The following is a 14,142-nucleotide window of genomic DNA, read 5'->3' as shown; positions in this document are numbered from 1 at the left end:
ACGACGACGTCGTGCGACGAAAGGTGAGACAGATGACCGGAACGAACATGCGGCCCGATGCCATCTCGAAGGCAGTCTCGACCGCCGGCCTGGCGGCGGCGTGCGCGCTCGCCCTGGCGGCGTGCAGCACCGCCGGCGGCGCGACGGGCAGCGACGACGGCTACACGATCGGCTTCGTCAACGGCGCGAACAACGAATGGGGCACCTGCCTGGAGAACGGCGTCCAGGCGGGCGCCGTGGAGGCCGGGGTCGAGCTCCTGGTGGCCAACTCCGACACGGATCCCGCCAAGGAGATCTCGAACGTCGAGGACATGATCGCGCGCGGGGTCGACGCGATCGTGCTCAACACGGTCAGCGTGGACACCATGGCCGGCGGTATCACGGCCGCCCGGGACGCGGGCGTGCCGGTGTACCTCTCGGCGATCATGCCGGACAACCTCGACGATGTGCTCGGCGCCAGCGTCGTCGACCTCGCCGAGGTGGGAGAGCTCGCGGCGGGCTGGATCGTCGCCGACGCCGAAAATGCCGGCGGCGGCGATGTCACCGCCGCGGTCGTGGCGGGTGCGCCCGGCGCGTCGTCGGACTACGTGGTCCAGGGCTTCACCGAGGCGCTGCCCGAGACAGTCTCCGTCGTCGCGGAGCAGCCCGGCATGTTCAACCGCGGCAAGGCGCAGGAGGTCACGGAGAACATCGTCCAGGCGAACCCCGACGTGGACTATGTGTTCGTGCTCAACGAGGACATGGCGTTCGGGGTGCGCACCGCGCTCGACGCGGCGGGGAGCACCGCCCAGATCGTCACGACGAACGGCACCGAGCCGGGCCTCATCGCCGTCGAGGCCGGTGACTTCGCGGCCACGGTGGCGGACTCCGCCGCGGACCTCGGCAGCCGCTCGCTGGAGCACGCCGTCGCGCTGCTCGACGACCCCGACGGGGTGAAGGTCTCGCAGAAGCCGGTCTCACTGATCACGGCGATGAACGTCGACGAGGCTCCGTCGTTCTGCGGGTCCTGACGCCCGGCACGACGAGACCCGCAGGTCGAGCTTGTCGAGGCTTCGCCGGTCGAGCTTGTCGAGATCCGTATCGACAGGCTCAGCCGGCGACGTTCTCGTCCTCGAGGCCGAACCGGTCGCGCGGGTCGATGTGGGCGAGGATCTTGCCGAGCGCGCTGGAGAGCGCGGCGACCTCGTGGTCGTCGAGGTCGTCGTAGACGTTCTCCAGCACCGTTCGGGCGTGGCCGGGCGCGCTCGCCGCGACCTTCTGCCAGCCGTCCTCGGTGAGGTGGGAGACGGTCGCCCGTTTGTCGTCGGGGGCCGTGCACCGCTCGAGGTAGCCGCGCGCCTCGAGGCGTCGGGCCACGTGCGAGAGCCGGGGGAGCGTGGCGCTGGTGAGGTGCGCCAGCTCGCTCATGCGCAGCGACCGGTCCGGGGCCTCCGACAGCATCGAGAGCACCATGTACTCGTAGTGGGTCAGGTCGGCGTCGCGGCGCAGCTGCTGGTCGAGGGCCGCGGGCAGCAGCTCGATCACCGCCTGCAGCCGCAGCCAGCTGCGCATCTGCTCGGCGTCGAGCCAGCGGGGCTCCTCCGGTGTCATGTGGTCCTCGTTCTCGGGGCAGAGATCTCGGGGCAAAAGCCTCGGGGGCAAAGGTTGACGCTACAACTATAGCGGCCTATGTTGGTTGTAGCGTCAACCAAATGGGTCGACGCGTGAACGCCAGGAGGACACCATGGCCACGATCTCCATCCTCGGCAGCGGGAACATGGGCACCGCGATCGCCGGGCTCGCGCTCGCCGGCGGCAACGACGTCCAGGTCGTCTCCCGCGACAAGGCCAAGGCCGCGGCCGTCGACGCCGCCGTCACCCCGACCGCCTTCGGCGATCCGCTCACGGGCGAGATCGTCGTGCTCGCGCTCCCGTACCCGGCTCTCGACGACGTCGTCGCGACCTACGGCGACCAGCTCGCCGGGCGCACCGTGGTCGACCTCACCAACCCGCTGGACTTCTCCACCTTCGACTCGCTCGTCGTGCCCGCCGACTCCTCGGCCGCCGCCGGGCTGGCCGCGAAGCTCCCGGGCGCGAACGTCCTCAAGGCGTTCAACACCAACTTCGCCGCCACCCTTGCCAGCGGCACCGTCGGCGACGTGCCGACCACCGTCCTGGTCGCGGGCGACGACGCGGACGCCAAGGAGGCCTTCGCCCAGGCGCTCGACGGGGCCGCCGTCCGGGTCGTCGACGCCGGCTCGCTCAAGCGCGCCCGGGAGCTCGAGTCCCTCGGCTTCCTGCAGCTCACGCTCGCCGCCGGAGAAAAGACGCAGTGGACCACCGGGTTCGCGCTGCTCTGAGCCACCTCGTCGTCGTTCGCGCCGAAGCATCCCAGCACCAGGAGCCGAGACCATGACATCGCCTACCCGCACCGCCGACCTCCTCGCGGCCGAGACCGCGATGGGTGCCGTCACCCTGCACGTGGGGGACCTCGGCGCGATGAGCGCCTACTACCGCGAGGCGATCGCGCTCGAGGAGATCCCCGCCCTCGGTGCCCCGGACCGGGTGGTGCTCGGGCGTGGGGGCGTGCCGGTCGTCGCGCTGCGGCACACGCCCGGCCTGCCGGCGACGGCCCGGAACCAGGCGGGCCTGTTCCACACGGCGATCCTCTTCGACACCGAGGAGGCGCTCGCGGCCGCCGTCGCCCACGCCGCGGCGCACCCGCTGTCGCGGTTCGCCGGCAACGCGGACCACTGGGTGTCGCGGGCGTTCTACTTCACCGACCCCGAGGACAACGGCATCGAGCTGTACTGGGACCGGCCGCGGGACGCCTGGCGGCGCGACGGGAACCGCGTGGCGATGGGCTCCGACTGGTTCGACCCGCAGGAGTTCCTGCAGCGACACCTCACCGAGGACGCGATGGCGGGCACGGCCGGGCAGGGAGCGCAGGTCGGGCACGTGCACCTGCAGGTGGGCGACATCCCGACCGCGCAGAAGTTCTACGTGGACACCCTCGGCTTCGAGATCATGGCCACGTTCCACGGCGCCCTGTTCGTCGCCGCGGGCGGGTACCACCACCACATGGCGATGAACACGTGGAACAGCGCGGGGGCCGGGCCGCGGGCGGCGACGCTCGGGCTCGGGCAGGTGGCGCTCACGGTGCCGACGCGCGACGAGCTGGGCGCGCTCGCCGACCGCCTGCGGCACGCGGGTGTCGACGCGCGCGACGACGGCCGGACCCTCCGGTTCGACGACCCCTGGCGCACCCTCGTCGAGGTCTCGGCGGCCTGACCCGCCCGACCCCGACCTGCCGAACAGGCGGTTGACACCGTTATGGAGGGCTTTCACCACGCATCACGGTGTCAACCGCCTGTTCGGCAGCAGGGCGGGGGCGTGATCAGCGGAAGACGACCGTGCGGTGGCCGTCGAGCAGCACGCGGTGCTCGGCGTGCCACCGCACGGCGCGCGCCAGGGTGCGGCGCTCGACGTCCTCGCCGATCGCGACGAGGTCGGAGACGTCGCGCGAGTGGTCCACGCGCTCCACGTCCTGCTCGATGATCGGGCCCTCGTCCAGGTCGCCCGTGACGTAGTGCGACGTGGCGCCGATGATCTTCACGCCGCGGTCGTGGGCCTGGGCGTACGGGCGGGCGCCCTTGAAGCTCGGCAGGAACGAGTGGTGGATGTTGATCACCTGGCCCTGCAGGTCGCGGCACAGCTCGTCCGAGAGGATCTGCATGTACCGGGCGAGGACGACGAGCTCGACGTCGAGCTCCGCGACGAGCCCCCGCAGCCGGTCCTCGGCCTGCGCCTTCGTGTCCTTCGCGACGGGCACGTGGTGGAACGGCTTGCCGTAGAACTCGGCCATGTCGGCCAGGTCGGGGTGGTTGCCGACCACGCCGACGACGTCGATCGGCATGCTCTGGTACCGCTCGCGGTACAGCAGGTCGACCAGGCAGTGCGGCGCCTTGCTCACCAGCACGAGGGTCCGCAGCCGCCGGCCGACGACGTCGAGGTGCCAGGTCATGGCGAACCGGTCGATCACCGGGGCCAGCGCCGCCTCGAGCTCGTCGCGGCCGGCCGCGGCCTCCACCTGCACGCGCATGAAGAACAGGCCCGACGCCGGGTCCCCGAACTGCTGCGACTCGGTGATGTTGCCGCCGTGCTCCGCGAGCGTCCCCGTGACGGCGTGCACGATGCCGGGGCGGTCGGGGCAGGAGAGAGTCAGCACCCATGCGGTGGTCACCGGTTCATTGTGGCTGATGCCCACGAGCGGTATGTGGTGTGTCCGCCGCCGGAGCACGACGCAGATCCCGCCGTGACCAGAGTGTGACCATTTTTCACCCGCTGCTCGGTGGATCCCAGTGCAATGGCCCCGATAACGTCTGGCGCGTTCACAGCCGAATACCAGGGATGGTGCCTTCAGGTGCGTTCAGCCAGGTTTGTCGCGTCAAGTGCTCTTCTGGCGTTGGTCATGTGGGGTGTACTCCCGGTTTCGGCAGTTGCCGACGAGCCGCCGGTCGAGTGCGTGCCGGCCGCGGACGACCCGGCTACGGCGGTCGAGGTCGCGACGGCCTGCGGCGCTGAGGTAGAGGTCGTGTCCGCTCGCACGCCGTGGGAGACCCTGTGGGCGACTCCGGCGGGTGGCTCGCGTGTCGAGCTGTCCGCGGCTGCGGTGCGCACGGACGTGAACGGGGCGTGGGAGTCGATCGACACGTCGTTGGTCGACGGGCGGGCAGGGATCACGGTGGCGGCTCCGGTGTTGCCGATCACGTTTTCGGACGGGACCGCAGGGATGCCGTTGGCGACGATCGAGTCAGACGGACATGTCCTGGAGTTCCATGCGCCGTTCGAGCTGACGACGCCTTCGGTGTCCGGTGATCGGGTGACGTACCCGCAGGTGCTTCCCGGGGTGGACCTGATCGCGTCGGTGGACGAGGACGGTTCGGGCTTCTCGGAGGTGTTGCGGGTGGCGTCGCCGGAGGCGGCGGCGAACCCGGCGTTGGCCGAGCTCGAGTTTCCCGTGATCGTCTCCGATGGGCTGACGGTCTCGGAGTCCGAAGGTGGGTTCGTGGCCGCCGATGCGGCGGGCGAGGAAGTGTTCTCCAGCCCGATGCCGCTGATGTGGGACTCGGGGACGATGGCGGACGCAGGGAGGGCGTCGGCGTCGGGGATGTCGAGCCCAACGGCCGAGGCGGTTCCGGGCGGTCTAGTGGATCCGGACACTGGTGAGCCGATGGTCGATCCGGAGGAGTCTCCTGCGCTGGACAGCGAGGTGGCGGCGATGCCGGTGCAGGTGTCGGGCGAGTCGGTGTCGTTGACACCGGACGCGGCGATGATCGCGGACCCTGACACGAGCTGGCCGGTCTATATTGATCCGTCCGTGGGGCGGAACCCGGTGGAGTGGACGGCGATCCGCTCGGGCATGTCCTCGGACTGGAAGTTCTCCGGCGACCAGGGACTCGGTCTGTGCGACGTGTCGGTCTCCTCGTCATGTGCGCGGGACTTCAAGAGCCGGTTGGTGTGGGAGTTCCACGACCTCGGGGCGGTGGCGGCGGTCGCAGCGGGCGACATCACGTCCGCGACGTTCCGTGCGTATGGCACACATTCGTACAGCTGCACGAGCTACGCGGTACGGGCGTACCGGGTGGAAAACATCGGCTCGGGTACGACGTGGGACTCGAACTCGGGGTGGACCGACGGCCGGTACCAGTCGAGCCGCGACGTGCACCACAAGTCGGGGTGCTCGTCTCCTCCGGGTTGGGTGACGTGGAACGTGATCGACGCGGCCAAGCACACGGCGACGAACGGCGGCTACCTGTCGATCGGCCTGAAGGACTACGCGGAGTCGTCGATGTCGCGGTGGAAGCGGTACCGGCATGATGCGAAGCTGTCGATCGCGTACAACCGGGCGCCGAATGTTCCGAAGGATCTTGACGTGGCGCCCGCTGGGGGGACACCGGTCGACTGTGGGGCGAACGCGTGGATGCGTGATTCGACTCCGCAGTTGCGGGCGCGGATCAGCGACCCGGACGGCGACCTGCTCACCCACAACTTCAACGTGTACACCTCGGGCGGGACCCTGGTTTACAACGGGCCGCAGAGTACGACGACGTACAAGAGCGGGACCTTGGTGACGCGGACGGTGCCGTCTGCGAATGCCTTGGCGACGGGTGCCTACGAGTTTCGGGTCAATTCTCAGGATCGCGCTGGCCGCACCGGCCCGGCGGCCGCATGCCGGTTCAACATCGACGTGACGCCGCCGACCACACCGACGGTGAAGCCGGTCGCAGGGCAGCCGGCTGTCTACACGACCGGGACGGAGACCGGCGGCATCGGTGTGGTGGGAAAGTTCGCTGTCGCGAGCACGTCCTCCGACGTGACGCATCTCCTGTACTCGTGGGACGACTCCGAGGCGATCACGACGGAGGTCTCGGGCACGGGCAGGTCGGGCACGATCACGCTGCGACCGCACTCGGCGGGGCCGCACACGCTGCGGGTAAAGGCGATCGACCGGGCCGGGAACGCCAGCGGCGTGAAGTCGTACGTGATCGACGTCGCCCCACCGCGCGAGGACGCCGCGTGGGAGTTGAACGAAGGCGCTGGCTTGGTGGGCGCGGACTTCCTCGGCCGGCAGGACCTGACGATCGGGAACAGCACGACGTGGACGCCTGGGCCGTTCCTGGACGTGCGTCCTGGGGACTCGGCCCTGCTGTTCGACGCGGCCGACGACATGTCGGCGACGCTGGGACCGGTGGTACACACCGACGGCAGCTTCGTTGTCGGCGCCCACGTGCGGCTCGACGCGCTGGGCTCGCACTCGGTCGCGGTGAGTCAGGACGCGACGCAGCGGTCCGGATTCAAGCTCGGGTACATGCCTGCGTCGAGGTGCCCGAGCACGGACGGGGACGGGTGCTGGACGTTCACGATGCCGCAGTCCGACGGGGGAGCCCTCGTGGAGGCCCGTTCGGAGTTCCAGGTCGTGGCCGGCAAGTGGGTCTATCTCGTCGGTGCCTATGACGGGCCGAAGAAAACCGCGACCTTGACCGTGTGCAACCCGGAGCCTTCGCTCGCTGAGCCCGAGCGGATGCAGTCGTCGACGGTCTCCTTCACGACGCCCTGGTTCGCAGCGGGCCCGTTGCAGGTCGGGCGGGGGATGAACAACGGGGTTCATAACGACGCCTGGCGCGGCGCGATCGACAACGTGCGGGTGTGGGACGGCGAGGTGCTCGACACGGACAACACCAAGATGTGGCGGGTCTGCACGGGCGCCCCGATGTATTCGAACGTGCCGGGTGAGGACCTGAACGACCCGACGGTGGCCGGCTGATGGGCGCCCGCGCGACGGCCGATGGGCACGAGCGAGGGCAGTTCTCGACGACGAGGGGACGACACATGGCATCCGCGGGACGACGGGTGACCGGCGGTGCGGTCGTGGGGGCGTTGGTAGCGACCTTGCTGACGTCTGCGCCGGCGGGCGCTGCGGACGATGGGCTGACGGCTGAGGACTTGGCCGAGCGCGCGAATTGGAGCCTGGAGGAACGCCGCAAGCACGGTGAGCAGCTGCTGCCGGAGTTCGAGGATCTCGCGCGGGTGCCGTCGACGGCCTCGGCGCAGTCCGCTGCGGAAACCTCGCCGATGCCGACGGTGAGCCCCGCGGCGGTGAGCTGGCCCGACGGCGGATCCGCGGAGCTGGTCGTGGGGGACGAGCCGGCGCGGGGCCGGGCCGGTGGGCTCGCCATAACGGTGCGTCAGGCATCGAGAACGCCGGATCAGGAGCGTACGGCCCACCCGAAGGCGCCCGATGACGCGTCGTCCGGCGTGCGGGTCGAGGTGCTCGACCAGGAGATGACTCGCGCCGCTCGTGTCGATGGCCTGCTGCTCGAGGTGAGCGATTCGGGTACGGCCGCCAATGAGGAGAGCGGGCTGGTGCCGGTGCGCGACGTCGAGGTGACCATCGACTACGCGCAGATCGCTGACGCGTTCGGTGGTGGCTGGTCGGACCGGCTTCGGCTCGTGGAGCTGCCGGAGTGCGCGCTGACCACGCCGCAGGAGGCGGACTGCACCACCGGGGCGCCGGCCGAGGCACAGACGAACGACGTGGTGTCTCAGACCGTGACGGCGACGTTGTCGTCGCCGTCGTCGACGGCGATGGCCTTGTCGGCGGACGTGGCCGGCTCGTCGGGCGACTGGTCGGCGACGTCGTTGTCGCCGTCGGCGTCGTGGGACGTCTCGGGCAGTACGGGGGCGTTCACGTGGTCGTACCCGATGCGGGTGCCGCCGGCGCCCGCGGGCCCGTCGCCGGAGCTGGCTCTGGGGTACTCGTCGGCGTCGTTGGACGGCCGGGTGGCCTCGACGAACAACCAGTCGTCGTGGATCGGCGACGGGTGGGACATGTGGCCGGGGTACGTCGAGCGCCGCTACGTGCCGTGTGTTGACGACGACGGCGCGGTCGGTGGTGCGGCGCCGAACAACGCGTCACATCCGAGCGGGGATCTGTGCTGGGACTCGGACAACGCGACGATGGTGTTCGGCGGGTCGGCGGTCGAGCTGATCAACGACAAGACGACCGGTGAGTGGCGGCCGAAGCACGACGACGCGACGCGAGTCGAGAAGCTCACCGGTGGGTTCAACGGCGACAACGACGGGGAGTACTGGAAGGTCACCAAGACCGACGGCACGCAGTACTTCTTCGGCAGGGGGCAGCGGTCGGCATCGGACACCACGAAGCTGAACTCGGCGTGGACGGTGCCCGTGTTCGGTAACCATGCGGGCGAGCCCTGCCATGCGACGTCGTTCGCGAGCTCGTCGTGTGACCAGGCGTGGCGATGGAATCTCGAGTACGTCGTGGACACGTCGGGCAACACGATGACGTACACCTACGGCGCGGAGACCAACCGGTACGGCCGCAACAACAACACCGCCTCCGTTGCGTACACGCGCGGCGGTTACCTGAAGTCGATCCAGTACGGGCAGCGCAAGGGATCCGAGACGGCGTCGAACGCGGCCGCACGGGTCGACTTCACCGTGTCGGAGCGTTGCCTGACGACCTCGACGCAGACCTGTGGGTCGCTCACGGACTCGTCCGCGTCGGCCTGGCCGGACGTGCCGGCGGACCTGATCTGCACCTCGACCAGCTCCTGCCCGGACGCGATCTCGCCCGCGTTCTTCACCCGCAAGCGTCTGACCACCGTCACGACGAAGGTGCTCAAGGGCGCTGCGTACCAGGCGGTCGACGCGTGGACGCTGACACACACGTTCCCAGACCCCGGTGACGGTGAGGACCCGGTGCTGTGGCTGGACAAGGTGACGCACTCGGGCAAGCCCGGGGGGACCCTTGCGCTGCCCGCGGTGGACTTCGGCGGCACCCAGATGGCGAACCGGGTGTCGAAGACGGCCACGAACCTGCCGATGAACCGGCACCGCCTGACCTCGATCGTGTCGGAGTCGGGCGCGGTGACCGCGGTGACGTATTCGGGACAGGACTGCACGCCGTCCAGCCTTCCGGCGGATCCTGCGACCAACACGCGCCGCTGCTTCCCGGTGCGGTGGACGCCGGAGGGATCCCCCGAGCCGATCACGGAGTACTTCCACAAGTACGTGGTGACGGGGATGGTGGACGACCCGCGCGGGTCACTGCCGGAGCAGGTAGAGACCAGCTACACCTATGTGGGTGGGGCGGCGTGGCGGTACGACGACAACCCGCTGGTGAAGAAGAAGGACCGCACCTGGGGCCAGTTCCGCGGTTACGCGACGGTGGACATCATCGAGGGTGAGATCGGCAGCTCGACGCCGGGGCGCACGCGGTACCGGTACTTCCGCGGCATGGACGGCAACCGCACCGCCTCCGGCGGGGCAGCGTCGGTCGCGGTCGATGGCGTGACGGATCATGACGAGTTCGCCGGGATGGTGCGCCAGGAGACGACGTACAAGGGCACCGGGTCTACGGTGGCGGAGTCGGTGACGAACACGCCGTGGCGGTCCGCGATCAAGGCGACGGATGCGGACGGGCGCAAGTCCTATCAGGCGGCGATCCAGGAGGTCGTGACCAGCACGACGACGCCCAGCCTGACGGGTGGGACGCGCGAGACGTACCTGAAGAACTACTTCGACGCCTATGGGCATGTCAACAAGATCCACGACCTGGGCGATCGGGCCAAGGCCGGGGACGAGCTGTGCACCATCCGGACGCTGAAGAACAACACCTCGGCCCACATCATGGGCGCGGTCGCCCGCGAGGAGGTGCTGTCCGTCGGGTGCTCGAGCGAGATGGCCCGCCCCGCCGACGTCGTCTCGGACACGCGGAATTACTTCGACGGTCAGTCGTACGGTGCCGCGCCGACCAAGGGGCTCATCACCCGCACCGACGAGATGAAGTCGTACAGCGGCACGACTCCCGTGTACATCCCGAGCGCCCGTACGACGTTCGACGCGTTGGGCCGGTCGACGTCGGTGACGGACGCCTTGGGGCGCAACTCGACGACGGCGTACACGCCCGCGTCCGGCGGCCCGGTCACCGCGACGAAGATGACGACCCCGGACCCCGACGGGTCTGGAACGTTGACCGCGCACGCCACCACGACCACGCTCGACCCGGCGTGGGGGGTGCCGACGAAGGTTACTGACCCCAACGGCAAGGTCGCGGAGGCGACCTACGACGCGCTGGGCCGCCTGTCGAAGGTGTGGAAGCCGGGCCGGGCCAAGGGGTCCGAGACGCCGCACGTGCAGTACGCGTACACGGTGCGTAATAACGGGCACAACGCGGTGACGACCAAGACGCTGGACGCGAACAACGCCTACCGCACCTCGGTGGCGATCTACGACGGCCTGCTGCGTCAGCGTCAGACGCAGTCCGACGGTGCGAACCGCGACATAGGTGGCCGGGTCGTGACGGACACGCTGTACGACTCGCGCGGCCTGGTCGCCTACGACGTGGCCGCCTGGGCGACGACGGGCGCTACGGCCACGGTTGCGGTTACCCCGACGTCGGCGGTGCCAACGCGTACCCGCTACGACCGTGACGGGGTGGGCCGGGTCACGGCCGAGGTGTTCGAGGTGAGCGAGCAGGAGAAGTGGCGCACCACGACGAGCTATGGCGGTGATCGGGTTGTCGTGGACCCGCCGACCGGTGGCACGCCGACTACGACGATCAGTGACGCGCGGGGGCGGACGACGACGCTGCGGCAGTACCTGGGTGCGTCGTCATCCGGGTCGTACCAGGACACCACGTACACGTACGACAAGGCCGGCCACCTGGCCAAGGTGACCGACCCCTCGGGGAACGACTGGACCTACTCCTACGACCTGCTCGGGCGGTTGATCTCGTCCAGCGACCCGGACAAGGGCAAGACCTCCTCGACGTTCGACGACGCCGGTCAGACCCTGACGACGACCGACGCCCGGGGCAAGGTTCTGGCCTACTCGTACGACGCCCTGGGGCGCGCGACCGCGCGGCGGTCCGGGTCGGCCACCGGGACGCTGTTGGCGTCGTGGAGCTACGACACGGTCGCCAAGGGCCAGGTCTCGTCCTCGACGAGGCACGTGGGATCGAATCAGTACGTGACCTCGGTGACGGGGTACGACGACGCGTATCACGCGACGGGGCAGAAAGTGACGTTGCCGGAGTCGGAGGGCGCCCTGGCTGGCTCGTACACGACGGCGTTCGCGTACCTGGACTCGGGCGACCTCCTCGGCGTCGGGTTGCCCGCGGTGGGAAACCTGCCAGCTGAAGACGTGATCACCTACTACGACGCGGCCGGCATGCCGCAGTCCCGGGGAGCCGAGAACGTCTACGTCGCGACCACCCGGTACACCTCGACGGGGAAGGTCGAGGCGATGGATCTGGGGAACACGCGCTCGTTCGTGGTGACGAACGACTGGGATCCTGGTACTCGTCGGTTGAACGGGATCAGCCTGGATGAGGAGGGTGTCTCGGGCACGGACCTGGCTGCGAGGTACTTGTATGACGCGGCGGGGAACGTGACGGCGATCGACAACTTGCCGACGAGGGTGGGTGCGCCGGCGCGCGATTCGCAGTGCTTCGACTATGACGGGTTGGGGCGGTTGACGTCGGCGTGGACGCCGTCGTCGGCGTCGTGCGGGACGGCCAAGAGCGTTGCTGCCCTGGGTGGTCCGGCGGAGTACTGGACGGACTACACGTATGACCCGGTGGGTAACCGCACGAATGCGACTGAGCACACGGTGGCGGGGGAATCGACGGCGTCGTACACGTATCCCGCGGCGGGTGGTGCGCGTCCGCATGCGGTGTCGAAGGTGACCGAGGGGTCGCAGGTCAGCAGTTTTGTGTATGACGCGTCGGGCAACACCGTCACCCGCACTGTCGCGGGGCAGGCTGCGCAGACCTTGACCTGGGACGTGGAGGGGGAGCTGGGGGAGGTCACCCAGTCCGGCGAGATGGACGCGTCGTTCGTGTATTCGGCGGACGGTGAGCGGCTGGTCCGTAAGCAGGGCGGCGCGACGACGGTGTACTTGCCGGGTGGGCAGGAGCTGACGTTGACCGCGGCCGGGGTCGAGACGGCGACGCGGTATTACTCGTGGGCGGGACAGACGGTCGCGGTGCGCACCGGGGTGGGGCATGACGACGTCTCGACGCTGGTAAATGATCATCACGGGACGGCGAGCGTGTCGGTCACGAACGTGACGGGGAAGGTGACGCGCCGGTATCAGTCGCCGTTCGGTGAGACCCGCGGCGCGGCGCCTAACGGCTGGTCGGGGGATCACGGGTTCCTGGACAAGCCCGCTGATGCCACGGGCCTGACCGCGATCGGGGCCAGGTACTACGACCCGACCATCGGCCGGTTCGTCAGTGTGGATCCGGTGATGGATCTGGCGGATCCGCAGCAGTGGCACGGGTACGCGTACGCGCACTCCAGCCCGGTGACCTTCTCGGACCCGACCGGGTTGCGCGAGTACGCGGGTAACGGGCGAGATGACACCCAGGAGCAGATCAAGAGCGCGGTCAACCACACGAAGAAGGGCGGCGGCTGGAGCTCCCCACCAGCGGTCAACCCGCCGGTGAAGACGTCGTCGAACGCGGGTGGCGGCGGATCGGGGTCGGGCTCGGCCGGAGGCACGGCGACCTCGGGTGGTTCGTCTGGTGGCTCGTCGGGCAAGTCGTCGATCGTGGGCGGGTCCGAGGCGAGTGTGAAGGACGAGATCGTCTCGTGGGTGCGGGGGTTCGAGCAGGACCACCCGGTACTTGCAGGTGTTCTTGGTGTGAGTGACGCGCTGGGTTGTCTCGCGGACGGCAAGTGGCAGTCCTGTGCGTGGCTGCTTGCCGGTTTCATTCCGGCGGGCAAGCTTGCGAAGCTGGGCAAGGTCGGTTTCGAGGTCGCGGACGCGGGCATCGACGCCGCACGAGCCGCCAGAACCGCTAGAGCGGCCGCACCGGTCAGTATGGTCGAGACGTACTCGTCACGGCCGTTGAAACCTCAGGGCGCAGTGGCCCGCTGGGACGAGTTTCTCGGGCCAGGAGAGCATACAAACATCCATCCACGGACTGGCATGCCGGATGCGGATCGGCTCGTCTCCGCTGACGGATTGCGCAGCATACGCTTCGGCAACCACGAGATGGCGAGTTCGCCGACGAAGTTTCACTATCACGAGGAGACATGGAGTTTCGAGGAAACGGCAGGAGTCTGGGACGTTCAGAACAGTGTGGTGCGGGTTCCGTTCCCGAAGGGAGCATGGTGATGCAAGCGATCGCGCTCAATGGTGCCGACCATACTGATCCGGCGATTGAGTTCGAGACCGAGGCGGGGCGGCTGCGGGGCTACTGGCGCGGATCAGAAGCTATCGGCCGGGGCGAGTCGGTCGATGTGGAACTCGAGTTGCCGCGGTCGCGAGCCTTTAGCGAGATCCGCGTTGACCCCCCCTGTGGCGTTGCCCCAGGGGCGCTGCGTGGAATCGTCGCGGGCGTATTTGAGGATGGCGTGATCGCGCTGCAGGTCGGGAGCGCGGCGCTACAGGTTGAAGTCGAGGGCGGGACGCTTTCGAGTGGCATGGTGGGCGCGACGGTGGTGCTCGTTGCGGACGACCTGGAGTTTTACCCGACTGGAGTCTGAGGGCGTCGTCCTGGGGGAAAATTCGCGAAGGGGAAGGTCACCCAGCCCGGTGAGAAGGATGCGTCGTTCGTGGCTCATCGCAG

8 protein-coding genes are annotated in these 14,142 nt (G+C 69.0%); 6 read left to right on the top strand and 2 right to left on the bottom strand.

What is annotated here, in order from left to right:
- The first annotated feature begins 32 nt into the window (after positions 1-32).
- Complete coding sequence (locus tag AC1C2V_RS04985) at positions 33-1,010, top strand: sugar ABC transporter substrate-binding protein (protein ID WP_495388491.1); 978 nt, start codon at positions 33-35, stop codon at positions 1,008-1,010.
- Positions 1,011-1,089: 79 nt separating this feature from the next.
- Here AC1C2V_RS04985 and AC1C2V_RS04980 read toward each other — a convergent pair whose 3' ends face one another.
- On the bottom strand, positions 1,090-1,590 hold the full coding sequence (locus AC1C2V_RS04980; RefSeq protein ID WP_495388490.1) for a MarR family winged helix-turn-helix transcriptional regulator: 501 nt from the start codon (positions 1,588-1,590) through the stop codon (positions 1,090-1,092).
- Positions 1,591-1,723: 133 nt separating this feature from the next.
- On the opposite strand from AC1C2V_RS04980, the gene AC1C2V_RS04975 reads away from it, so the two are divergent.
- Together AC1C2V_RS04975 and AC1C2V_RS04970 are read left to right on the top strand one after the other, a co-directional pair.
- Entirely contained in the window at positions 1,724-2,338 is a 615-nt protein-coding gene (locus AC1C2V_RS04975; RefSeq protein ID WP_495388489.1) for an NADPH-dependent F420 reductase, read from the top strand.
- A gap of 52 nt (positions 2,339-2,390) precedes the next feature.
- Positions 2,391-3,269 carry a VOC family protein gene (locus tag AC1C2V_RS04970; protein ID WP_495388488.1) on the top strand — a complete coding sequence of 293 codons (879 nt, stop codon included), beginning with the start codon at positions 2,391-2,393 and terminating at the stop codon, positions 3,267-3,269.
- A gap of 106 nt (positions 3,270-3,375) precedes the next feature.
- On the opposite strand, the gene purU is transcribed toward AC1C2V_RS04970, so the two are convergent.
- On the bottom strand, positions 3,376-4,221 hold the full coding sequence (gene purU, locus AC1C2V_RS04965) for a formyltetrahydrofolate deformylase (RefSeq protein WP_495388487.1): 846 nt from the start codon (positions 4,219-4,221) through the stop codon (positions 3,376-3,378).
- A 180-nt stretch (positions 4,222-4,401) separates the two neighbouring features.
- Between purU and AC1C2V_RS04960 the strand changes: the two genes are divergently transcribed.
- From AC1C2V_RS04960 to AC1C2V_RS04950, 3 genes are all read left to right on the top strand, one after another.
- A complete protein-coding gene (locus AC1C2V_RS04960; protein WP_495388486.1) occupies positions 4,402-7,305 on the top strand; it encodes a LamG-like jellyroll fold domain-containing protein in 2,904 nt (967 codons plus the stop codon).
- 179 nt (positions 7,306-7,484) lie between these two features.
- Positions 7,485-13,688 (top strand): RHS repeat-associated core domain-containing protein, encoded by a 6,204-nt coding sequence (locus AC1C2V_RS04955; RefSeq protein WP_495388485.1) that lies wholly within the window; start codon positions 7,485-7,487, stop codon positions 13,686-13,688.
- Positions 13,688-14,059, top strand: coding sequence for a hypothetical protein (locus tag AC1C2V_RS04950; protein WP_495388484.1), 372 nt, complete (start codon positions 13,688-13,690; stop codon positions 14,057-14,059). The genes AC1C2V_RS04955 and AC1C2V_RS04950 overlap by 1 nt, the downstream gene beginning before the upstream one ends.
- Positions 14,060-14,142: the final 83 nt, after the last annotated feature.

The organism is Isoptericola sp. Y541 (assembly GCF_059445465.1).
Note: the sequence above shows the minus strand (reverse complement) of the source record. Positions and strands in the feature narration are given on the sequence as shown.